The 22,242-nt window shown below is 57.5% G+C and carries 28 protein-coding genes; 10 read left to right on the top strand and 18 right to left on the bottom strand.

What is annotated here, in order from left to right; genetic code table 11:
• The first annotated feature begins 14 nt into the window (after positions 1-14).
• The 3 genes from BIND_RS02145 (at position 15) to BIND_RS02135 (ending at position 2,437) form a co-directional block, all read left to right on the top strand.
• Complete coding sequence (locus BIND_RS02145) at positions 15-947, top strand: polyprenyl synthetase family protein (RefSeq protein WP_012383434.1); 933 nt, start codon at positions 15-17, stop codon at positions 945-947.
• A 38-nt stretch (positions 948-985) separates the two neighbouring features.
• Positions 986-1,708 carry a DUF1345 domain-containing protein gene (locus BIND_RS02140; RefSeq protein ID WP_012383433.1) on the top strand — a complete coding sequence of 241 codons (723 nt, stop codon included), beginning with the start codon at positions 986-988 and terminating at the stop codon, positions 1,706-1,708.
• 102 nt (positions 1,709-1,810) lie between these two features.
• Positions 1,811-2,437 (top strand): DUF6134 family protein, encoded by a 627-nt coding sequence (locus BIND_RS02135; RefSeq protein ID WP_244395938.1) that lies wholly within the window; start codon positions 1,811-1,813, stop codon positions 2,435-2,437.
• Positions 2,438-2,484: 47 nt separating this feature from the next.
• Here the strand turns inward: BIND_RS02135 and BIND_RS02130 are convergent, their stop codons facing one another.
• Complete coding sequence (locus tag BIND_RS02130; RefSeq protein WP_425277057.1) at positions 2,485-2,970, bottom strand: nucleotidyltransferase family protein; 486 nt, start codon at positions 2,968-2,970, stop codon at positions 2,485-2,487.
• A gap of 243 nt (positions 2,971-3,213) precedes the next feature.
• Complete coding sequence (locus BIND_RS02125) at positions 3,214-5,301, bottom strand: M23 family metallopeptidase (protein ID WP_012383430.1); 2,088 nt, start codon at positions 5,299-5,301, stop codon at positions 3,214-3,216.
• 575 nt (positions 5,302-5,876) lie between these two features.
• On the opposite strand from BIND_RS02125, the gene rplU reads away from it, so the two are divergent.
• The 7 genes from rplU to BIND_RS02090 all read left to right on the top strand — a co-directional run bounded on the left by rplU (position 5,877) and on the right by BIND_RS02090 (position 11,893).
• Positions 5,877-6,188, top strand: coding sequence for a 50S ribosomal protein L21 (gene rplU / locus BIND_RS02120; protein WP_012383429.1), 312 nt, complete (start codon positions 5,877-5,879; stop codon positions 6,186-6,188).
• A 40-nt stretch (positions 6,189-6,228) separates the two neighbouring features.
• On the top strand, positions 6,229-6,504 hold the full coding sequence (gene rpmA / locus BIND_RS02115; protein WP_012383428.1) for a 50S ribosomal protein L27: 276 nt from the start codon (positions 6,229-6,231) through the stop codon (positions 6,502-6,504).
• 397 nt (positions 6,505-6,901) lie between these two features.
• A complete protein-coding gene (locus BIND_RS02110; RefSeq protein WP_012383427.1) occupies positions 6,902-7,558 on the top strand; it encodes a GNAT family N-acetyltransferase in 657 nt (218 codons plus the stop codon).
• 129 nt (positions 7,559-7,687) lie between these two features.
• Positions 7,688-8,734, top strand: coding sequence for a GTPase ObgE (gene obgE, locus BIND_RS02105; RefSeq protein ID WP_012383426.1), 1,047 nt, complete (start codon positions 7,688-7,690; stop codon positions 8,732-8,734).
• Between the two features lie 23 nt (positions 8,735-8,757).
• Positions 8,758-9,891: a glutamate 5-kinase gene (gene proB / locus BIND_RS02100; protein WP_012383425.1), complete on the top strand. Its 1,134-nt coding sequence runs from the start codon at positions 8,758-8,760 to the stop codon at positions 9,889-9,891.
• Positions 9,892-9,975: 84 nt separating this feature from the next.
• On the top strand, positions 9,976-11,271 hold the full coding sequence (locus BIND_RS02095; protein WP_012383424.1) for a glutamate-5-semialdehyde dehydrogenase: 1,296 nt from the start codon (positions 9,976-9,978) through the stop codon (positions 11,269-11,271).
• Positions 11,246-11,893 carry a nicotinate-nucleotide adenylyltransferase gene (locus BIND_RS02090; protein ID WP_012383423.1) on the top strand — a complete coding sequence of 216 codons (648 nt, stop codon included), beginning with the start codon at positions 11,246-11,248 and terminating at the stop codon, positions 11,891-11,893. Before BIND_RS02095 ends, BIND_RS02090 begins: the two co-directional genes overlap by 26 nt.
• A 64-nt stretch (positions 11,894-11,957) precedes the next feature.
• Here BIND_RS02090 and BIND_RS02085 read toward each other — a convergent pair whose 3' ends face one another.
• The 16 genes from BIND_RS02085 to nifB form a co-directional block, all read right to left on the bottom strand.
• The gene (locus tag BIND_RS02085; protein ID WP_012383422.1) at positions 11,958-12,548 is read right to left on the bottom strand and encodes a hypothetical protein; all 591 of its coding nucleotides are present in this window, start codon (positions 12,546-12,548) and stop codon (positions 11,958-11,960) included.
• Positions 12,532-12,966, bottom strand: a complete 435-nt coding sequence (locus BIND_RS02080) for a group II truncated hemoglobin (RefSeq protein WP_012383421.1) — start codon at positions 12,964-12,966, stop codon at positions 12,532-12,534. Before BIND_RS02080 ends, BIND_RS02085 begins: the two co-directional genes overlap by 17 nt.
• A 156-nt stretch (positions 12,967-13,122) precedes the next feature.
• Positions 13,123-13,977, bottom strand: coding sequence for an SIR2 family NAD-dependent protein deacylase (locus tag BIND_RS02075; RefSeq protein ID WP_012383420.1), 855 nt, complete (start codon positions 13,975-13,977; stop codon positions 13,123-13,125).
• A complete protein-coding gene (locus BIND_RS02070) occupies positions 13,977-14,201 on the bottom strand; it encodes a hypothetical protein (RefSeq protein ID WP_012383419.1) in 225 nt (74 codons plus the stop codon). The genes BIND_RS02075 and BIND_RS02070 overlap by 1 nt, the downstream gene beginning before the upstream one ends.
• 42 nt (positions 14,202-14,243) lie before the next feature.
• Positions 14,244-14,546 carry a 2Fe-2S iron-sulfur cluster-binding protein gene (locus tag BIND_RS02065; protein WP_012383418.1) on the bottom strand — a complete coding sequence of 101 codons (303 nt, stop codon included), beginning with the start codon at positions 14,544-14,546 and terminating at the stop codon, positions 14,244-14,246.
• A 72-nt stretch (positions 14,547-14,618) separates the two neighbouring features.
• Entirely contained in the window at positions 14,619-15,770 is a 1,152-nt protein-coding gene (locus tag BIND_RS02060) for a DegT/DnrJ/EryC1/StrS family aminotransferase (RefSeq protein ID WP_012383417.1), read from the bottom strand.
• Positions 15,767-16,042, bottom strand: a complete 276-nt coding sequence (locus BIND_RS02055; protein ID WP_012383416.1) for a hypothetical protein — start codon at positions 16,040-16,042, stop codon at positions 15,767-15,769. The genes BIND_RS02060 and BIND_RS02055 overlap by 4 nt, the downstream gene beginning before the upstream one ends.
• An 8-nt stretch (positions 16,043-16,050) precedes the next feature.
• Positions 16,051-16,263 carry a putative nitrogen fixation protein NifT gene (nifT, locus tag BIND_RS02050; protein ID WP_012383415.1) on the bottom strand — a complete coding sequence of 71 codons (213 nt, stop codon included), beginning with the start codon at positions 16,261-16,263 and terminating at the stop codon, positions 16,051-16,053.
• 135 nt (positions 16,264-16,398) lie between these two features.
• Positions 16,399-17,535, bottom strand: a complete 1,137-nt coding sequence (locus tag BIND_RS02045) for a cysteine desulfurase family protein (RefSeq protein WP_012383414.1) — start codon at positions 17,533-17,535, stop codon at positions 16,399-16,401.
• A 266-nt stretch (positions 17,536-17,801) separates the two neighbouring features.
• On the bottom strand, positions 17,802-18,050 hold the full coding sequence (locus BIND_RS02040) for a nitrogen fixation protein NifZ (RefSeq protein ID WP_012383413.1): 249 nt from the start codon (positions 18,048-18,050) through the stop codon (positions 17,802-17,804).
• On the bottom strand, positions 18,050-18,385 hold the full coding sequence (locus tag BIND_RS02035) for a nitrogen fixation protein NifZ (RefSeq protein WP_012383412.1): 336 nt from the start codon (positions 18,383-18,385) through the stop codon (positions 18,050-18,052). The genes BIND_RS02040 and BIND_RS02035 overlap by 1 nt, the downstream gene beginning before the upstream one ends.
• An 83-nt stretch (positions 18,386-18,468) precedes the next feature.
• Positions 18,469-19,269, bottom strand: coding sequence for a 4Fe4S-binding leucine-rich repeat protein (locus BIND_RS02030; protein WP_012383411.1), 801 nt, complete (start codon positions 19,267-19,269; stop codon positions 18,469-18,471).
• Entirely contained in the window at positions 19,259-19,783 is a 525-nt protein-coding gene (locus tag BIND_RS02025) for a tetratricopeptide repeat protein (RefSeq protein WP_012383410.1), read from the bottom strand. The genes BIND_RS02030 and BIND_RS02025 overlap by 11 nt, the downstream gene beginning before the upstream one ends.
• An 11-nt stretch (positions 19,784-19,794) precedes the next feature.
• Positions 19,795-20,151, bottom strand: a complete 357-nt coding sequence (locus tag BIND_RS02020; protein WP_012383409.1) for a HesB/IscA family protein — start codon at positions 20,149-20,151, stop codon at positions 19,795-19,797.
• A 2-nt stretch (positions 20,152-20,153) separates the two neighbouring features.
• Positions 20,154-20,372 (bottom strand): YfhL family 4Fe-4S dicluster ferredoxin, encoded by a 219-nt coding sequence (locus BIND_RS02015; RefSeq protein WP_012383408.1) that lies wholly within the window; start codon positions 20,370-20,372, stop codon positions 20,154-20,156.
• 91 nt (positions 20,373-20,463) lie between these two features.
• Positions 20,464-21,981 carry a nitrogenase cofactor biosynthesis protein NifB gene (gene nifB, locus BIND_RS02010; protein ID WP_244396002.1) on the bottom strand — a complete coding sequence of 506 codons (1,518 nt, stop codon included), beginning with the start codon at positions 21,979-21,981 and terminating at the stop codon, positions 20,464-20,466.
• Between the last annotated feature and the right edge of the window lie 261 nt (positions 21,982-22,242).

Here is a 22,242-nt window from a genome sequence, read left to right as displayed (position 1 = left end):
TATAGGGAGAGACAATGACCGGCGGCACCCTGGCGGAAGATTTTCAACAGCGGCTCACGCAAATCGCCGAGGCGACGGAGAAAACCCTCGACCATTTGCTCGGTCCCTCCCCCCTGCCCGGCGAAACCTTGCGTCCGCCGCGTTTCCTCGAAGCCATGCGCTATGCTTCTCTCGGTGGCGGCAAAAGGCTGCGCCCCTTCCTGCTCGTTGAGACAGCGCGGCTGTTCGGCATCGAAGGAGAGGGCGTCCTGCGCGCCGCCTCGGCACTCGAAATGATCCATTGCTATTCGCTCGTGCATGATGATCTGCCGGCGCTCGACAATGATGATTTGCGCCGCGGCCGGCCGACGACTCACAAGGCCTATGACGAAGCGACCGCCATTCTCGTCGGCGACGGCCTTTTGACCTATGCTTTCGACGTCCTGGCGGACCCTGCCACCCATAAGGATCCGGCGATTCGCATCGAACTCGTCCTGGCGCTCGCCCGGGCCGCTGGCGTTGGCGGCATGGTCGGCGGACAAGTGCTCGATATCGAAGCCGAACAGGCCAAGACCCCGCATACCGCCGAGGCGGTGATCGAACTGCAATCGATGAAGACCGGCGCCCTTTTGCATTATGCGGTCATCGCCGGGGCGATTTTCGCCGGAGTCTCCAAGCAGACGCGCGAGGCGCTCTCGGCCTATGGTCAGGCACTCGGCGCGGCCTTCCAGGTGGCCGATGATATTCTCGATGTCGAGGCCGATACAGAAGCGCTCGGCAAAAAGGCTGGCAAGGATGCCGATCGCAACAAGGCGACCCTGGTCGCCTCGCTCGGCCTTGAAGCGGCTCGCAAACGCCGCGACACATTATCCGCCGAGGCGATCGCCGCCCTCGATTCCTTTCCAGAAGGCCGCGAAGCGCATATTCTCAAGGAAGCGGCCCGTTTCGCGGCAACCCGAAAGAATTGATTTGATGAGGCTCTTTTCCCGATGACGTGCTTCTCGCCATGAAACCCGTGGCGCCTCGCGCAAAGAGCGCCGCGTTGTGGCTTTACACCTTGTTGCGGCCTTATCGGATCGGCCGCGCGCATCCGCGTCTCTTCATCGGGTTCCTCACCGGTATTGCCACCGGGTTTCTGTTACCGTCCAGTCTGCTGGCCAATACAAGACTGCTGCTGGCCTGGAACATCGGCATATGGGTCTATTTTTTTCTGTCGCTCCGGATGATCCATAAAGCGACGCCGGCCACCATGCGCCAGCGCGCCAAGGAAACGGATGAAGGCAAGTTTCTGATCCTGGTTCTGACAGCAGTCGCGGCCTTTGCCGCGATCGCTTCGATCGTGCTGGAGCTTTCGACCATCAAGAGCATGGCCGCATCGCATGCCGGCTGGTATTTTGCCTTGACCGGAGTCACGATCCTCAACGCTTGGTTTTTCATCCATCTGAGTTTCGCGCTGCATTACGCGCATGAATATTACGACGCCTTCGAAGCCGAGCCGGACCAGAAACCGGAGGACCGCGGCGGGCTCGTCTTTCCGGGCACGATCGATCCCGATTATTATGATTTTCTTTATTTCTCCTATGTGATCGGGGTCGCCTCGCAGACCGCCGATATCGGCCTTTCCTCGCGCTTGATGCGGCGCACGGCGCTGGTTCACTGCATCCTCTCGTTTTTCTTCAATAGCGCGGTCCTCGCACTCACGGTCAATATTGTCGCCGGGCTGTTGTAGAAAAGGCCCAGAAAAGGTCACGGCTTCAGGATAGCGCGATATTCATCGCCTGCCCCGAAAGGGAATGAAATGCGCAATCACGGTTCGATCCTCGGGATCCTTATGGCTCTTCTGCCTGCTCTCGTCACGGCGGGCCATGCCGAAACGCTTGCCCGCAAAACGACCCATATGGTCTTCGATATTATCCGCCAGGGCGACAAGATCGGCACCAATAGCGTTGATATCGACAAACAGGGCGATACGACCAAAGTGCGGATCGAGACATCGATCCATGTGAAGGTCATGTTCATCGAAGCCTATCGTTATGAACATGTTTGCGATGAAACCTGGAAAGGCGAACAGCTCATCGCCTTCGCCTCGAAAACGGATGATAATGGCACGCCCCATCGGATCACCTTCTCGATGGCCGGCGACAGGCCGAGCCTTGATGTCGATGGCACACGTAAGGACGTCCCGAAGGATATCGTCCCGGCGAGTTTGTGGAGCCGCACCCTTCTGCACCGTCCGGATTGGTTCAACCCGGCCAATGGCCAGAGTTTGAGAATAGCCTTTCACGATCTCGGCGAGGATCAAGTGCAAATCCATGGCGCCGCAGTCAAAGCCCACCATTATAAGATCAGCGCGCAAGGCAGCGCCTTCGACCGCGATCTCTGGTTTGATGGCGACAATGTCCTGCGCATACAATTGCAGGGCTCGGACAATTCGACGATCATTTCCGACCGGCGTTGAGGGGCAGTCGCCTTCTCATAAGGAAACATCAGCGTTTGGGAGAAAAGTCACGGTACAATTCGGAGCAGTGGATATCGCTCAAGCCAGCGCTTTTCTTTAACTCGTTGGTCGAAGATGCAACGCCTCGCGCTTATAAACATTTGGGTCGGTCGTAAATGCATAGCATAGAGGTCATCAAGGCCTAGAGGGGCGTTGATGTGAAGCCTCCCATCATCTCCGATGCGAGCGGCGACGGCTGTTGCCGTCTCGGGCCAATAGGACATCGCCTGACTTACAGAAGTATAGGCAGCATCACCGTTTCGTAAATGCATTCGGGCCTGATTTTTCACGGACCACTTAAAAGCTGGATCAACAAGCGATAACCTTCGCTCCAACTCTCGATCTAACTCTGGCGATAAAGCCCCATCATCGAACCAAACAACGTCCACGTCGCCTTCGATCGTGCGATTGGCGTAGCCATGAAGATGATCCCAAACGGCATCGCGGACAAAGCCGGCGCCAACCCAGCTATCAGGCAGGTCCAAGGATCGCACCGTCCTCAGAACAGCCATCCGCACGGGATCGCAACTCAATAGCGCCGTCAATTCTTTGAGGAATCGCATTCCGTGTCGTAGCACGGGCAAGGGGAAAGGTCGTCCGCTTTACGAGCTTTGATGCCCCTCACCAGGCCATTGGCTTTTCACTTTTTGCGACTTGCCGATTGGCTTTGACGGTGACCGCTTGGACTGGCGGCCCCTGCTCCATCACGAGACATTGGATGGAGAGAGCGTCCGCTTTTACGGAATAGCGCGATTGCGATTACCACGGCGATCAGCAACGATCGAACTGGTCGCATTGGGCGCCAGGGCCAGCAGGCCATCGATCCGTTCGCGCTCGCGTTTGAACGTTGCCAGCATGGGTCCGTCGAATTCGCGCGTCTGGGCGAGTTTCACACGGAGCGGATCAACGAAATGGCCGTTGACGATCACTTCATAATGGAGATGCGGCCCAGTCGCGAGACCGGTCTGGCCGAGGTAACCGATGACCTGCCCCTGGCGGACCCGCATCCCCTCGCTCATGCCCTTGGCGAAGCCGGACATATGATTATAGGTGGTGATATAGCCATTGGCATGCTGGATCTCGACCCGGCGGCCATAGCCTGAATCCCAGCCTGCCTTGAGCACGGTTCCATTGCCAGCGGCAAAGATTGGTGTGCCAATGGGCGCCGCCCAATCGACGCCTGTATGCGGGCGCGAATAACCGAGAATGGGATGGAAACGGGTGCCGAAGCCCGACGTCATTTTCTCAGCGGCAAGCGGCACGCGCACCAGGAACTTGCGGGTCGAACGGCCATTCGGATCATAAAAATCGACACCATTGTCATCAGGTGTCTGGAAACGATAATAGCGGAAAGTTTCGTTGCGCGTCGTCACCGTCGCATAGAGCAATTCCGGTAGATGATCGCCTTCCTCGGCCTCATCATAGAAGGCCGAGAAGGAATCTCCCGCTGCGACCGTACGCTGGAAATCAACATCATTGGCGAAGATTCGGACCAGTTCGTCGACAATCCGTCTGGGAATATCCTGTTTGAGAGCCGTCTCGTAAAGCGACTCATAAAGCCGCATGCCGCCGGCATCGTCATCATCCGTATCCTCGGACCGCCGCCGCGCCACCGGCTCCTCGTTCCGGGAGATCACGCGCATATAACGGCCTTGATCGGTCATGGCGATCGTTGTTTCGAGCGTCTCGTCGGCATAGACGGACAGCCTCGCCAAGATCGCCTCGCCGCCACTGCCATCGAAATCGGCGAATTGCAATTTCAGCTTGCGTCCCTCGGCCACTGCGGCCTCGCCCCGGCGCGCGCCGAAAGCCTGGATGATCGCGGCAATCCGATCCTTGGACAGACCGGCATTGCGCAAAATATCCTCCACCGCTTCACCATGGCGCAGGACAACGAGCTTTTCGCCGCTTTGCGTGGATTGCGGTGACGCCGAGGAACGCGCCACGACCGTGACATTTTCCGGCACCATGCGGACATCGATCGAGGAGAAGGGGGCATTCAACCCCGTATCCTCCGGATTGGCATAGGCGAGGACGGCGGCGGCACCGGATCGGCCGAAATTATGCCCTATGCCATTGCCCAGGGGATTGGCCCGGCTCGTCTTCATCAAGAGCATCTGCGGCGGCAGGGTCAAAAGCTTCGTGCCGGCATTCATCGGATTCTTGATCTGCTCGGCCAATTGCGCCTGGACTTCATCGCCGGACAATACGGCCTGCGTCGAAACCGGCTGGCCGACAAGATCGCGCAATGCCCAGGAGACTTCGGCATCGTCCTGCACGGGTTCTTGCGGCACATCGACGGGATTGCGCGCATCGGCAAGAAGTTTGAGCGGATTGAACGGCGGAATATCGTCGCCATAGCCGGCGCTGGCTTGCAACAAAGTGGTTTCGACCCGCGTGAACGAATGTGTCTTGACGACTTCCTTCTCACCGATCTTCAAGGTCATCGGCGCACGAAATGACTGTTTGGCAGCGACAATATCGACGGATTTGACCAGCCGATCGCCCTTGCGCCCATTGATTCCGCTTTCCTGCGCCGTTTCCCTATGGGGGGGGGCGGCCAGCATCGGCGCCTCGGCAAAATGCGACTGATGATCGAAAGCCGCGTAGATGGCCGCGCCGATCAACCCCGCCCCGGACAGGCCGGTGAGGATCGTACCGGCAAGCCAGCGCAGGGACACCTGTCGCCGATCGAAAATATCGTGTTGCTCACCATCCGTATCGATCGCCGGCTCGTTGCCGAGTTCCACCGCGCCGCCACGGCGATCCGTCGATCGATACGCGGCCAGACTACGCATCCGCATCACGCCGCCGTAAAAATGCATTCTCTTCCGTCATTTTTTGGACCATAGCCGTGGCAAGACGTTTTTCCAAATCGTTTCAGCCGCATCGTCGAAATTGACGACTCGCGTAAGACAAGACCATCGACACGGCTCGAAGACTTTAAAAGAATCATACGGATCTTGGCGGAACCTTACATCGCTGGAAGGGTCGATCCAGCGCGCCCCCCAAAGATATTCGCCTCTATCGTTAAGATCTTCGAAGATGGCTCAAATACGGCAGGATGTGTTCAATGGGGCAGCGATCCTTCGGCTTGATACATGCATCCTTGACAAAATAGTCGAGCGTGACTAGAAATATGCAGCGCGGCTTGTCAGCCGCGTTTTCCTTTCATTGTTCGTTCAGCTTGATTGCACGGCGCGGTTAGCCTCGTGATCCGGTGAGAATCGGCAGGCGTCATGGGGGAAATGCTTGGAGCGAGAAGATCGCATCGAGCTCGCCGCGTCTTAGGACGCAACAAACTGCAAAGAAGCCGGCCGTTTCCATTCCGCGTCAGGGCTTATGAGAGCCAGGTCTGCGAGAGCGGAAACAGGAGCCGGATCGAACACTAGGAAAAACGATGTTCGCAGTCATTAAAACCGGGGGCAAGCAATATAGCGTCGCCGCCGACGATATCATTACCGTCATGACGCTTCAGGGCGAGCCCGGCGATGCCGTCACTTTCGATTCCGTCCTGATGCTTGCCGGCGAAGGCGAGCCCAAGATCGGCGCGCCTTTCATTGCGGGTGCAACCGTATCCGGCGAAATCGTCGAACAGACGCGTGGGCCGAAGGTTATCTCCTTCAAGAAACGCCGTCGGCAGAATTCGAAGCGCAAGCGTGGCCACAGGCAGGATCTGACCCTGGTCAAGATCACCGGAATCAACGCCTGAACGCCCGAAACCCGGCGCGCAATTTTTTGGAAGCAGGATCATGGCACATAAAAAAGCAGGCGGCTCGTCACGAAACGGACGCGATTCCGACGGCCGACGCCTCGGTGTAAAGAAATTCGGCGGCGAAGCCGTCATCGGCGGCAATATTATTGTCCGCCAACGCGGTACCAAATGGCATCCCGGCAGCAATGTCGGCATTGGCAAAGATCATACTTTGTTCGCCCTGACGGCAGGACAAGTATTTTTCCAAACCAAGGCCAATGGCCGTTCCTATATTTCGGTCATACCACCGAAAGCCGCCGAGGCGGCCGAATAATCAGGTGAGCTTTTCGAGGCGAATCGCTCCACCTGTTCCCACGGACCTGGTGGATCGGTTTCTCGAAAGAAACCGCCTGGTAAAACAGGAAATCATCCGCCGACCCCTCTGGGGTCTAAAGGGAGGTGGGACGGCCACCTCCCTTTTTTCATGCGCGTTTTCGGCCGCGCACCAATGGAGCATCGATTTTTGAGTGCGATGCTCCAGATTTTTGTAACGCGTTAAATTGATCCCAAAAACGGGATCATCTTGGTTGATATTCTAGCTTTAATTATTTGTTTAGGCTCATATTTTTGCCGGAAAGCCAAGGTACTTCCAATATCTCGGCAGGATCGGCTTCCTCATAATGTCATCATCCTGCGGGATGAACGGCGCGTGGTCGCAGCGGAGTTGAACGATGTTCCCGGATCTGACCTCCGATGATATTTTTCGCATCGAGACCAAACGGCTCTGGCTGCGCTGGCCCCGCGTCGCCGATGCCGCCGCCATTTCCACTTTCGCGAGCCTGCCGGAAACCGCCAAAATGACGGCCGCCATTCCCCACCCCTATCCGGTGGGGGAAGCCGAACGGTTCATCTTCCAGGCGCGCGCCGACAATGCGAATGGTAAGGGCCTGATTCTCGCCATTACCCTGAAGCGCCCCGAGCGCCCCTTGATCGGACTCGTCAGCGCCACGCTCGCCGGACACCACGATCTTGAGCTCGGCTATGTCATCGCACCGACGTCATCCGGCAAAGGCTATGCGACGGAAGCTGTCAAAGGCATGGTCAACAGCCTTTTCAGCGTGACATCGGCCCATCGCATCCTGGCCAATGTCCGCGCCATTAATCCGGCCTCGCATCGGGTGCTGGAGAAGAGTGGTTTCACTTATGTCGATTCAGGCCTCGATTACCTGCCGGCGCGCGGCGGCCTGCATCCATGCGATCGTTTCGAATTCGATCGCAAGACCTGGGTCCAGCAGCATCCGCCGCGCGGCATGCCGCCAATGATCCATCAGACGAAAGACCGGCAAGATGCTCTGAGAGCTTCCTTCCAGCCCTCAGTCGAAAGTTGAATTTCCGCATCGGGCACGCCATCTTTCGTGCCCGATCCGATCATGCCGCCTATACCATCGGTCACCAAGAGTGACCGTGGAGACAGGCTTTTTCTTGACACCGCGTTCATACGCATTAGGCATTTGGCCATGAAATTTCTGGATCAAGCCAGGATCTACATCCGCTCGGGCGATGGCGGCGCCGGCTGCCTATCCTTTCGCCATGAGAAATTCATTGAATTCGGTGGACCGGACGGCGGCGACGGCGGACGCGGTGGCGATGTCGTCGCGCTCTGCGTCGAAGGTCTCAACACCTTGATCGATTACCGCTACCAGCAACATTTCAAAGCCAAGACCGGCACCCATGGCATGGGTAAGAACCGGGCTGGCGCGCGCGGTGCCGATTGTATCCTCAAAGTGCCGGCCGGAACCCAGATTTTCGACGAGGATGGGGAGACCCTGATCGCCGATCTCACCGAGATTGGCCAAAGCGTCTGCCTTGCACGCGGCGGCAATGGCGGTTTCGGCAACGCACATTTCAAGACCTCCACCAATCAGGCGCCACGCCGCGCCAATCCCGGCCAGGAGGGTGAGGAAATGACCCTCTGGCTGCGCCTGAAACTGATCGCCGATGCCGGTCTTGTGGGCCTGCCCAATGCCGGCAAATCGACTTTTCTCTCCACGGTCAGCGCGGCCCGCCCGAAAATCGCCGATTATCCCTTCACCACCCTGCATCCGCAGCTCGGCGTCGTTGCTTATGGCGATCGTGAATTCGTCCTCGCCGATATTCCGGGCCTCATCGAGGGCGCGCATGAGGGTGTCGGGCTTGGCGATCGATTCCTCGGCCATGTCGAGCGCTGCCGGGTCCTTTTGCATCTCGTCGATGCCGGCTGCGAACATGCCGGCAAAGCGTATAAGACGATCCGCAAGGAACTCGCAGCCTATGGCAATGGTCTCGACGAAAAGCCTGAGATCGTGGCCCTTTCGAAGATCGATACGGTGGATGCCGAGACGCTGAAAAATCAAATGGCGCGGTTGAAACGTGCCGCCAAGCGCACGCCTCTCAAACTCTCGGCGGCGACTCATACAAATCTGACCGAAACCCTTCAAAGCCTGCTGGCGGCGATCGACGCGGCCGGCGCCGCGCAAGAGGCCGCAGCCGAACCCGCCGCGACATCCTGGCATCCATGCGATTGACTCTTCCTGAACAACAAGCCGCAATGCCTTCCCCTGCCCTTCCCTCGCTCGGCGGCTTCAGACGCATCGTCATCAAGGTCGGCTCTTCCCTCCTCGTCGACCGTGGGCAGGGCGGCGTCAAGCGCGCGTGGCTTGACGCCCTGGCGCAAGATATCGCCAAACTGCATGGCGCCGGCGCGGATGTGCTTGTAGTCTCGTCCGGTTCCATCGCGCTGGGACGCACGGTGCTTGGCCTGCCGGATGGCGCCCTTCGTCTGGAGGACAGCCAGGCCGCCGCCGCCGTCGGCCAGATCGCCCTCGCCCGGACCTGGGCCGAGGTTCTTGGCGATCGGGGCATCACTGCAGGCCAGATTCTCGTCACGCTCGGCGATACGGAAAAGCGCCGCCGTTATCTCAATGCGCGCGCGACCATCGGCCGCTTGCTCGATCTGCGCGCCGTGCCGGTCATCAATGAAAACGACACAGTGGCGACGAGCGAGATTCGCTATGGCGACAATGATCGCCTCGCCGCGCGCGTCGCCACAATGGCAAGCGCCGACCTCCTCATTCTGCTCTCGGATGTCGCAGGTCTCTATACGGCGCCACCCGCCGACGATCCCACAGCCGAATTGATTCCCCTGGTGCCGCGCATCAATGCCGAAATCGAGGCTATGGCCGGTGGCGCGGCTTCCGCTTTCTCGCGCGGCGGCATGCGGACCAAGATCGAAGCCGCCAAGATCGCGACGACTGGCGGTACGCATATGGTGATCGCCGACGGAAGGGTGGAACATCCGGTATCCCGCATCGCGGCGGGGGCACCTTGCACCTGGTTCCTGACCGGCTCCAATCCCGTGACGGCCCGCAAGAAATGGATCGCCGGTTCGCTCGAACCCCGCGGCGTCTTGCATATTGACGCCGGCGCAGCGCAAGCGATCGCCAACGGCAATAGCCTGTTGCCCGCCGGCATTGTCAGAGTCGATGGTCATTTCGCGCGCGGCGATTGCGTTCTGATCCGCGATCCACAGGGCGCGGAAATTGGCCGCGGTCTCACCGCCTATGATGCCAGCGACGCGATCCTGCTTGCCGGACGCAATTCAAAGGATATTGAAAGCCTGCTTGGCATGCCTGGCCGCACGGCGCTTATTCACCGTGACGATATGGTTCTCGCTGGCGATTAAACCGCGAAGGCAATTCCAGTCGAGCGCGCCTTGCGTTAAAATGACAGACTGATTTCCGAACCCGATTGTAAAGGAGCATCGGCGATGGACGCCTTACAACTCGTTTCGAACAGATCCGAGACCGATGTGCCCGCGCTGATGCATGCACTCGGCCAGCAAGCACGAGCCAGCGCTCATGCTCTTTCGCTGGCCTCGACCGAAGCCAAGAACCTGGCCTTGCGGGTTGCGGCGGAGCAATTACGCAAACGCACCCAGGATCTTCTGCTCGCCAATGCCCGTGATCTCGAAGGCGCCAAGGCACAAGACGCCAACGCCGCTTTTCTCGACCGCCTCACCCTCGATGACAAACGCATCGAGGCAATTGCCCGCGGTCTCGATGAAATCGCCGCCTTGCCTGATCCCGTCGGACGCATGCTCGCCCGTTACGAGCGGCCGAATGGTCTCGTGATCGAGCGTGTCGCGACACCGCTCGGCGTGATCGGCATCATCTATGAAAGCCGGCCCGCCGTCACTGCCGATGCCGGCGCGCTGTGTCTCAAGGCGGGCAATGCCGCGATCCTGCGCGGCGGCTCGGAAAGTTTCTTTTCCGCCACCATCATCCATGCCTGTTTGACCGAAGGCTTGCGCGCTGCGGGCCTCCCGGAAGCAGCCGTCAGTCTTGTGCCGACGCGCGATCGGGCGGCCGTTGGGGAAATGCTCAAGGGCCTTGACGGCACCATCGACGTCATTGTGCCACGCGGCGGCAAAAGTCTTGTCGCCCGCGTCCAGGCGGAGGCCCGCGTTCCCGTCTTCGCTCATCTCGAAGGCGTCAATCATATTTTCGTCCATCGCGCTGCCGATCTCGAGAAAGCCGCGATCATTATCCGCAATGCTAAATTGCGCCGACCGGGTGTATGCGGTGCCGCCGAAATCCTGCTCGTCGACGAAGCCTGCATGGCGACGCATCTGGCACCGCTCACCCGCATGTTGCTCGATGCCGGCTGCGCTATACGCGGCGACGCGGCGACACAGACCATCGATCCGCGCGTCACGGCCGCCATGGAATCCGATTGGCGGACGGAATATTCCGACGCCATTATCGCCGTCCGCGTCATTGACGGACTGAATAAAGCCATTGCTCACATCGAGACGCATGGGTCGCATCATACAGATTGCATCATCACCGAGGATCAAGAAGCCGCAGACAGGTTTCTCGCCGAGGTCGATTCTGCAATCGTCATGCATAATGCTTCGACACAATTCGCCGATGGTGGCGAATTCGGCTTCGGTGCCGAGATCGGCATTGCGACGGGACGCCTGCATGCGCGTGGCCCTGTGGGCCTCGAACAATTGACCTCATTCAAATATCGTGTGCATGGAAATGGACAAATCCGTCCATGAGCTTCGGCCGCGCCAGGACAAATATCTAGCCCGCGTCCCGCCTCACGGAGACGGCCAGAGCATCGGCCTCTTCGGCGGCAGTTTCAATCCGCCGCATGAAGCGCATCGGCTGGCGAGCCTGATTGCTCTGCGCCGTTTGCGGCTCGATCGCATTTGGTGGCTGGTCAGCCCAGGCAATCCCCTCAAGGATCATGCAGGCCTGCCGTCCGTCGAAGCGCGTATGCGCATGGCTGAGACTGTGAAACAGCATCCGCGCATCCATGTCTCAGGTGTAGAGGCAGGGATCGGCACCGCCTACACACACGAAACGCTCCGGTATCTGGTGCGCCACTATCCGAAAATTCATTTCGTCTGGATCATGGGCGCCGATAATTTTCGCCAGTTCCATCTTTGGAGACATTGGCGGGAGATCGCCCATCTCTTGCCCATGGTGATTATCGATAGGCCCGGCTCGACCTTGAAGGCTTCGCAGGCCCCTGCTGCCTTGGCACTTGCCCGCTACCGTCGCCCGGAAAACCAATGCGCCGGCTTGGCGCGTGCCAAGCCACCGGCCTTTGTTTTCCTGCATGGGCCGCGATCATCCTTGTCTTCGACTCTGCTCAGGCAACAGACAAAGCCTTGAAATGAAAAAGCCGCCCAAAGGGCGGCTTCAATCGTTCAGGAAATTGAGCTGTATGCAATCAGCATCAAACCGGGCGGTTCTCGTTGGGATTACGGACCGGACCCATCCGCTTGATGCCTTCTTCATAGGAGATTTCTTCCCAATCCGCATCGAACTTCATCGCCTCATTGACGATGTATTCCATCTTACCGGCGGTATTGAGCTTCTTGATGTCATTCTTGTCGATGAACAACAATTCAAGGAATTCATTATAAGCTGTCGCTTCGCCAATCGGGAGGCAATAGAACAACACACCGTTGATGGTGATGCGATATTTCTGCAGAAGATCCTGATTGTTGGAATAGATGAAATATTTACCACCTGGTTTGAAGAGGTGACCAACAACATCCAGCATGATGCTCAGATATTCGAAGGAAAGCATGTAGCACATGAAGAGTTCGAACGCCGGCTCACCTTCACGAGCCGTGACAAACACCTGCCAAGCTGACAATTCCGGCGGACGCTTCTCATCAGCCATGGTCTGCTGGAACTTAAGAGCCAATTCACCCCTGAATCCAAAGCGGCCGGGACTGATTTCTTCCTTGATGATGGCGTGCGTTAAACGTCCCTCAGCATCAAGGGGCGCGAAAACCGTCTTATCAATTGTGAGCGTCATGCGGGTTTCCATCGTCGTTGCGGACCCAGTCCGCCAATTTATAGAAAGAGTTCAGTAATTGCGATCGCAAGGCCGGATCATCGATCACTTCCTCGACGGCACCTTGCATACATAACATCCAGGCGTCGCGCTCCGCCGGACCAATCTGAAAATGCCTGTGCCGCATACGAAGACGAGGATGACCGCGTTCCTGCGAATAGAGCTTCGGTCCTCCGAGCCATTCCCCAAGATAGCGCTTCAAAACCTCACCAACCGGTCCCAGATCATCGGCATGCATGTCCCGAATGACCTTGGCCTCGGGCAATGTATCCATACGACGATAGAAGGAATCAACCAGAGCATCGATACGCGCCTGGCCACCGATCCGGTCGAAAGGAGTTGAAGAGTCTTGAGGAGAAGACACGAAAGACGAAACCATTTCTCCCAATGACGCGACCGGAACCGCATCATTGGTCTTTTCAAGGCTAAAAGCCTCTTCTAGTTAAACCAGTTCGATTTGCAGGACAAGAACGGGCTCACGGGATCCGGACAACATAGACTCCCGTAAACATGGACCGTTTACGGGAGTATGGAGTCAGGCCGGGAGCGCTTCCTTCTGGACCAGTTGGCCCAAAAATTCCGCCAGCGGCGTATCGATCAGTTCGACATTATATTTTTCAAAGAACTTGAGTTCGTTCTTTGTCGGCTTTTCCGGCATGACCGCCCAATGTTTATCGGACGAACGCTTGAGGATTTGGAAGGCGAAGATCCGTTCCAATTGTGTCTGGAAACGGCAACCGAGGAAGAGGAAATGCCGATTTTTGCGGATTTCCTTAACCTTTTCAGGGATAGGCGTCTGAATATCGATTTCCGTCAGAACTTCGACGTAATCGGAATCGGACACGAGGAAATTGCCTTCCGGACGCACGGACCCCCAGGGCTCATAGAGCATGGTGTCCCAGGTTTCGGCGACCGCCAATTCCTGTTCCGTCTCGATCTTGGACCCATCCTTATTGAAATAATGGACCCAGGTCGCGAGATGTTCGGCTTGGCTCACCGCCTGCACGAACCCCCAATTGTCGCGAGCTGCGAGCGCTTGCAGCATGAGATCGTCGTACCAAGCATGGACGACAAGCGGCAATTTGGGCCATGAGGCGATGAAACGATGCAGATCGGTCGGTTCGACATGCGGCTCGAAAGCCGCAGTCATCACCGCGTTGATCGTTTTGCGATGTTTGAAGTTCTCGATGAACTGCGCAGCCGCCGAAAGATTCTTGCGGATCTTGTGCGGAACGGTCGCCTTGGCGGTCAGCTTTTCGACCAGAACTTCGGGTCCTACCGGAAGCGGACATTCACCAGGAACGAGCGTCAAGGCTCCCGGCCCCACATAGGGGATGAGAAGACCGCCCACAAGCGCCGCGTGAATCTCTTCGAGCGATTGCTGATTCATCAGAAAGCCTCTAGTTTCGCGCCTTCCATGGCCTTGAAGCGGGCGAGATCTTCATTTGTGGTGTAGAAGGCCGCACGACCGCCCGCCAAGGGATGGATCGGGAGATTGTTGGAAAGATGGTTATGCCAATCCTGCGGGCTGACGCCGGCCGGCGCTTCACCACAGAAAACGCATTCGCCCTTAGGATTGTAGCGAACCTGGATCACGACTTCAGCATTATGCATGGGGCACTCCTTATCCAATCGCGCTTCATCCAACTGACCCAATCAGCCGGACAGCGCACCAAGCAGTTCGACCGTAACATTTTCCGGGCCAAGTTTTGCTTCGCAGATAAGACGCGACTTGGAACCGACGCCGACGATCTGGTCGAGACGTTCATTTTCCTCGCGGGTCGCCTTGCCGAGGCTCTTCTTGCCTTCCGTAATGAAGGCATGACAATTGTCGAAATATCCCTTGGCACAGGTGCATTCATTCAAGGGAATACCCGCGGCGATGATCACCTCGCGGAGAGTTGTCCCCTCAGCCCCTTCTTGCGTCTTGTCTTGGGGCTTAATTGTCACGATAGGCATGAACCTCAGATCCTCTAATTTAACTAGACCAACACTGCTTCAGACAAAGAGGCGAGGCGTCACTGCCTCTCCTCAAAGGGTAATTTCAGCACCAGCACCGATATTAATTGACGCATCCTTCATCGAACCGACAATGAAGGCGATTTGATCTTCGGTCAGATGAGCATGGAAGGGCAAAGCCACCGCGCGATCGGCAACTTTTTCCGTCACCAGGAAGTCTTTCTTGCGATAGCCTAGATCGAAATAATGCGGCTGCAGATGCATGGGGACAGAATAAGCCGCCGCTTCGATCTCTTCCTTGATCAGATCTTCAATGATACCGTCCCGGCTCGACCGCGAGAAACGTGTGCCGAGATGGACGATATAGAGAAACCAATGCACTTCCGTCACATCCGGCCCGATATAGGGATCCTTGATCCCCTCGAAGGATTTGACGTAGTCGAAATACCAGAATTCCGTCCGTTTGCGCCGTTCGAGAATAAGCTCCAAACGTTGCAACTGAACGAGACCCAGAGCCGCCGAAAGATTACTCATGGTGCCATTGTATGCTGGCGCGCGACCTACGACGACGGATGACCTTTCGTCAAGCCTATGGTTACGGTAACGCCGCAAGGCCATATAGACGTCGATATCATCGGTGACGACCATACCGCCCTGGCCGCAAACCAACGGACCGGGTTGTGAGAAATCAAACACAGAACAATCGCCGAATGTACCGACGAGAGAATTTTTGTAGGTCGAACCAATGGCCTCGCTCGAATCCTCGATCAGGATCAGCTTGTATTTATCGGCGAGTTCGCGGAATTCGGTCCAGGCAGCCGGATGACCGTTCACATTGCTGACCAACAATGCCCTGGTTTTGTCGCTGAGTTTATTCTCAGCCTTGGCTGGCTGCATGCAGCCAGACCAGTAATCGATATCCGCGAAAATCGGAAAGGCGCCGCGCAGGCTGATTGCATGCGCGATTTCACGGAAGGAATGCGGTGAGGTAATGACCTCCGCGCCCGGGCCAAGGCCGTAGGCGTCGAGCACCAACATCAGCCCCATGGTGCCGCTCGATGTCGCGACCGCATATTTACGTCCGAGATAACGTGCGAAAGCTTCCTCGAAAGCTTCGACCGTGTCACCCGACGTAATATTGGCGGATTGCAAGACTTCGAGGACGGCATCCAATTCCGCCTGCGACATGTCCGGGTCGCAGAGGGGAATCAGGTTCGCACTCATGATTTTTTCCTGTTCTGCACGACGATGATTCCCGTCGCGATCTCGGGATCGCGCGTGATCGTCACGCAATGATTCGCCGCGCTCACGAGGTACAGCGTGAAACGGGGAAATTCCTTGTAAGGCTTCTCCCCATCCACATCGCTTGGATCGCAACGGGTCAGGGATACGCCCGGAAACCGCTGACGGAAATCCTGCAAGACGGATGGATCCGCCTCTGGTCCCGCCAGCATGGTTTCGATTTCGGCCAGATTTTCAGTACTGAGATTGGCCATAACCTCACTCAATCATCGTTCAATTTACGTGCTTCGACGGTGCAAGGAAGAACCGTGCCAGGGCCGGCTTCCGGCAATTCAAGCTGCCAGCCATTGCCAAGAGTCACGATGCCGCCCCACATGTCCGGCTTTTCCATGGAGACGATCGGCTCCTCGAGGTCCTTTTTCGGCACATAGACCGACAATTGACCGGCACCGTCCTTACGCAGCATGATCTTCATCGCATTCTCCTCAAGCCACCGCATCCGCCTTGGAACAAAGCCCGAAATCCATCGGACATCCGCTCCGGCTTTTGAAAACGCATCACGACTCCAAAAGTGTTTCCTTTTGGATGTGATGCCACAGCCGCGCAAGCCTCAAGCGGCGATGGCGGCTGCTTCGTTCACGATCCCGGGCAGCACTTCGAGAAGCGTGTCTATATCCGCCGCTGTATTATCACGGCCCAGGGAGAATCTTATCGACGACAAAGCGCCGCGTTCGTCAACCCCCATCGCCAGCAACACATGCGACGGCTCCGTCCCCGCCGAGGTACACGCAGCGCCAGCGGACGCACAAATACCGGCGCGATCAAGACGTTCGAGAAGCAGTTCGGCCTCGAGATTGCCGAACCTGATATTGGTCGTATTCGAGACACGCTTGGCACCGGCGCCATTGACTGTCGCGATCGGAACGGCGGCAAGCACCGCCGCCTCCAAACGGTCACGCAGGGCGGCGAGCTGAACCTGCTGTTCAGCCAATTCCTTCTGCGCGAGCACCGCCGCCTTGCCGAGACCGATAATGCCCGGAACATTCTCCGTGCCTCCGCGACGCGCCCGTTCCTGGTGGCCGAAGATCTGCGAAGGAAGTTTGATCCCCTTGCGCACAAAGAGAACACCAATGCCCGTCGGGCCATGCAGCTTATGGCCGGAGAGCGACAAAAGATCGACCGGCACTTGTTTGAGATCGACCGGAATCTTGCTGACCGCCTGCACCGCGTCGGTATGGAACAGAACGCCTTTTTCCTTGGTGATCGCGGCAATGGCCTCGATGGGGAAAATGACGCCGGTCTCGTTATTCGCCCACATGACCGTCACCAGCGCCGTATCGGGCCGAATGCTCGAAGCGACCGCGGCGGCATCCAATTGGCCTTGCGCATCCACCGGCACATAGCTCACCGCGACGCCCTGCTTTTCGAGATGGCGCAAAAGCTCCAGGCAGGACGGATGTTCGACGGCGCTCGCGACAATATGTTTTTTATCGGGATTGAGAGCGAGCGCGCCCAAAATGGCCATATGGTTGGATTCGGTGCCGCAGCTCGTGAAGACGATTTCTGGCGGCGAACAGGACAGAAAGCGCGCAACCTCGCCACGCGCCTGCATGACGGATTCCTTGCTGCACTCGCCTGCCTTGTGCTTGCTCGAAGGATTGGTCGGGCCACTGCGCATGCATTCGGCCATGGCTTCGATCGCTTCGGGCGCCACAGCCGTCGTGGCATTATTATCGAGATAGATCATGTCACTGGCCTGTCATCTCTCGCCGCCCAATCCTCTCCAAGAGTGGAACGGGCGCGCAAATCCATCCGCCAAAATGATTATCTCCTAAAGGATGCAATTTTATGGCCACTGGCTTCGTGGAAACAAAGATGTAGAACGGAAGCGCTCAAACAAAAAGGAGCGCCCGCCGGGCGCTCCTTTGCAAAGTTCAAGAGAATGTCCATTCTTTGCCCAATGATCAGGCAACCAACGTCGCCTTCACGACATTCTTTTCCGTGACGGAATGATTAAACAGGCGCCAGTTCTTCTTCGAGGCAACCCACGACCAATCTCTGGCCATCGAATTCGACCAGGTAAAGCGGACGATTGGTTTCGCTGATCACGCCGACATTGACGATCTCACCGAGATCCCCTTCCTTGACGAGAAGCGCATCGAGCGGCTGATCCGGATAAGATCCATCATTATACAGATCTTCGGTCGCCTGAACCCGCTGCCCCCATTGGAATCGCGGCGGATGTCCACCCCCTGGCTCCATCATTCTTCTCCTTCGGTTGAAGCCTTCGGCGCTTTTTTCTTCGGAGCCGGTGCGTCGTCATCATCATCGACAGCCTCGAGTTCCCTGGTCTTCATGCCGACCTTATTGCCGGTCAGAATGAACTCGACGCCAAAAATATAATGCTGCTGCAGGAAGGTTCCTATGTTCATGACATAGCCTTCCTCGCCCTTTTTAGCGAGAACGTCGCCCACGTCCTTGCCGCAATAGGTGCCGTCGTTGCGGACCGTGCGCTTGGTGCGCACCCGTTGTCCATAATTGAAACGTGGCGGCTCATTAAGCTCAACCACATCGCTATCGCGGCTGATATTGGTCATTCAAGCCCCTCCTCACAAGAGAGAATCCAGGACACAAAAATTAGTCGGAAAATCGACGCGGGCCTCGACCTCCCGTTGCGGGCTCAAGAAGCCGTGCCGAACCGATCACTCGCCTCGCCTTCAGCGGCTTGCGCCCCTTCGGCCTCATGCAAACGCTGCCGAGCCAATTCGGAAACCAGCGGATCGGGATCATTCACCAAGGAACCCAAAGCTTTGACATCGATCCGTTCGGCAACTTCGTAACGCACACGCCAATCGGGATCGTCTTTGAGTTCGATCAACTGCTCATTAGACAATCTTTGTGCCACTTCCAGGCGAATGGCCGGCTCCTTGTCCTTGGCCATGCGCATCAGCTGGGAGGGATCAATCCGATGCACCACCGTCCGCCGGACTTCGATCTCTGGATCATTGATCATCAGCGGCAGGGTCGATGGCGACAGACGCCGCGCGACCATAGTGCGCACATAATAATCAGGATCGTGAATCATCGAGACCAGACCGGCCTCGTCCAGACGCGACACCACACGGATCCTGACCTCGCGATGCGGGTCATTGCGCAGGCGCGCCATATAGGAATCCGGCAGGCGAGCGGCCGCCGCCCAGCGCACGGTCTCGTCGGGATCGTTGAGTAGCGCCGGCAAGCGGAAAACATCCGCATGTTTGGCCGCCACCGCACGCACCTCGAAAAACGGATCGTTCAGATGCTCATTGGCGAGTGACGGATTCCAATTGAAGAACCGGTCGATGCGCCGCGCATAACGATCGCGCACGCAGGCCTGCTTGAGCTGGCATTTCCCTTCGGCCTGCAAGGCTTGATGCGGACAGCCTTCACATGTGAGTTCGCGACCCTGCCAGTCGCGGGCCTCATCCGCCTCAGTCGTCATCATCCTGCCCCATCCGCTGATGGACTTCGAGCAATAAAGTGGCGCCGATCTTGTCGCTCGGGTCGAGATCCAGCAATTTCATGACGGCCGCCAGACCCTCGTCGAGATTCCCAAGCCTCATCTGAAGATAGGCATACCCCTTCAGAACGAAGAGAAAGAAACGCGGCATCATGTCATAGGAACTGAATTCCGCGTCGCCGCGCTGAACCTGCCGCCAATCGTCGGGAAGATTATTATGATGCGCGGCCTCGGAAAGGCAGACAAGCGCCACTTCGAGGCATTCAGCCAAGCGGCCTTTGTAGAAATAAAAACGATAAAGGCCGATCAAGACAGCAGGATGTGCCGGCGCGATCCGCTCGGCCTGCCGCAAATGATCAAGCGCGACATCATCCTTGTGATACAGGCTCGCAGCAAGATCGAGATGCTGCGCCGCCTCTTTCGGTAAGCCCGCTCCTAGCAGGGCTTCGACGTCTTGAACTGGCGCCTGCTCGCCATAGCCGGTCGCCATGCTCATTCCATCAACTCCTAGTGCTTGTGATCGTGGAGATCGAGGCTCGGAGCCGAATGGCTGCCACAGGTGGAAACAGCCTTGGGATCATGGAATTTCAGACCGGCCGAAGTCGGGGTCTCGACGAAATCCATAGTCACGCCCTGCAGGAGAACCTTGCTCTGAGCATCGATGAAAAAGCGCAGGCCATTGGTCTCATGCACGGTCTCGCTCGCCGTTGGTTTATCAACGACCGCGAATTCGGCGGAAAGACCGGAGCAGCCACCCGGAGCAACAGACAGCCGCAAACCGCTGTTCGGACCACCATCGAAACGCAGCATACGCCGCACGAATTTGTCAGCGGCAGGGGTAATCGTAACGTTGAGATCGTCCATGATCAGGCAGCCTGGTAACGGGGATAATTGTCATCGATCACGCAGGTCTCTTCAACAGGACAAACCAGCGCGCATTGAGGGTCGTCATGAAAACCAATGCATTCCGTGCACTTGGCAGGATCGATCACATAGATCCCCTCGCCGGCGCTAATGGCTTCGTTCGGGCATTCTGCCTCGCAGGCCGAACAATTGACACATGAGACCGCGATTTTCAATGACATTGAATCGCTCCTTGAAAAGGATCAGGAGAAAAGGTGCGGGTAACCCGTATATCGGGGCGCCGAAGCGCCCCGATAGAGATCGCTTAAGGGATTATTCAGCAGCGACCACGTCCACCGCGACTTCGCCGGGACGGATTTCGGCATCACCCTTTTCAACGTGAGTGATCGAACCATCCTTCACGCCTTCGAGATAACGCTTGAAGTAGGTGATCGCGGACTTCTCGATGAACTCATGAGCGAATTCGTCGATCGCTTCGATACCGGCCGCGAGAAGGTCCTTCTTCGGGCAGCCGCCGATCTTGGCGACGAACACCGCATGGCAGTCCTTGATGGCGCGGATGACGGTCTCGAGAGCGTCTTCCTCGCCGTAGCCGCCCTGGCAATACAGGTCGACGCGGCGGTGACCGATGAAGTGGGCACCCTTGCCTGTGCTCAGCTCATAGATCTGGAATTCAGACGCATGACCGAAATGCTCGTTGATGCGGCCGCTGCCCTTGGTGGCAACCGCGACGAGGATCTTGATGTCGCTTTCGACATCGGCCAGGATCTGGAGTTCGGCAGCCTTGGCGCCGGCAACGGCATTACGCTCTTCTTCGACGCGGGCTTGATAGGCCTGACGGGTCGCGAGATCGTAGTTGACGTCCATCTCCATGATCTTTTCGGTGGTGAACTCGGCGCTGCGGTCCTCACCGAGGAGGCCGACGGCATCCGCGCGGCACTGACGGCAGTGACGCATCATGTTCATCTCACCTTCGCAGCTGTCCTGCAGGCGCTTCAGTTCTTGCGCCGTCGGACCGCGCTGGCCGGTCAGACCGAAGACCGTGCCGTGCTCGGCGGCGGAGATCAGCGGCATGATGTTGTGCAGGAAGGCGCCACGGCCTTTGACAGCCTTGTTGACTTCCTTCAGATGCTCGTCGTTGATGCCGGGGATCATCACCGAGTTGATCTTGGAGAGAATGCCGCGCTCGGTCAGCATTTCAAGGCCCTGCATCTGACGGTCGGTCAGGATCTGGGCGGCCTCCTTGCCGGTGTAGCGTTTATGCTTGTAGAAGATCCAGGGATAGATCTTGGCGCCGACTTCCGCATCAACCATGTTCACGGTGATCGTGACGTGATCGACATTGTAACGGGCGATCGTGTCGACATGGTCGGGCAGCGTCAGGCCGTTGGTGGACAGGCAGAGCTTGATGTCCGGAGCGGTCTTCGCGATCAAGTCGAAGGTCTTGAAGGTCTTTTCCGGATTGGCGAGTGGGTCGCCGGGGCCGGCAATGCCGAGAACGGTCATTTGCGGGATGGTGGAAGCAACCGCGAGAACCTTCTTAGCGGCTTGTTCCGGCGTCAGACGCTCGGAGACGACGCCCGGACGGGACTCGTTGGCGCAATCATATTTGCGGTTGCAATAGTTGCACTGAATGTTGCAGGCCGGAGCCACGGCAACGTGCATACGAGCATAGTGATGATGCGCTTCTTCGCTGTAGCAGGGATGGTTCTTGACCTTTTCCCAGATTTCCGGCGGAAGATCGTTCTCACCAGCAGCCGTACCGCAGCTGGCCTTCTTGCCGCCGTCGCTGTCGGTCTCGCAGCCCTTGTGCTCGGCCATTTTCTTCATGATTTCGTCGGCGTTCGCGCCCGCCTTGATCGCCGCTTCCGCGACTTCGCGTTCTGTCAAATCCATGTTGATCCTCGCTTCTGGCTGGAACCTATTGGTTAAAAGGGGCGCGCACCGCACTCTCCCCCCGCCGCCGATAAGCTCGTCTACGATCCCGCTCAACGAAATCGCCTGACTGCTAGCGAGCAACTAGCATGCCACAAGCAGAGCCAATCTTCTGAAGATCTAATGGGTTGAATCCTGGAGATTTTCTAAAAAAGG

It is taken from the genome of Beijerinckia indica subsp. indica ATCC 9039, from assembly GCF_000019845.1.
In the GTDB taxonomy this organism is placed as follows: Bacteria; Pseudomonadota; Alphaproteobacteria; order Rhizobiales; family Beijerinckiaceae; genus Beijerinckia; species Beijerinckia indica.
Note: the sequence above shows the minus strand (reverse complement) of the source record. Positions and strands in the feature narration are given on the sequence as shown.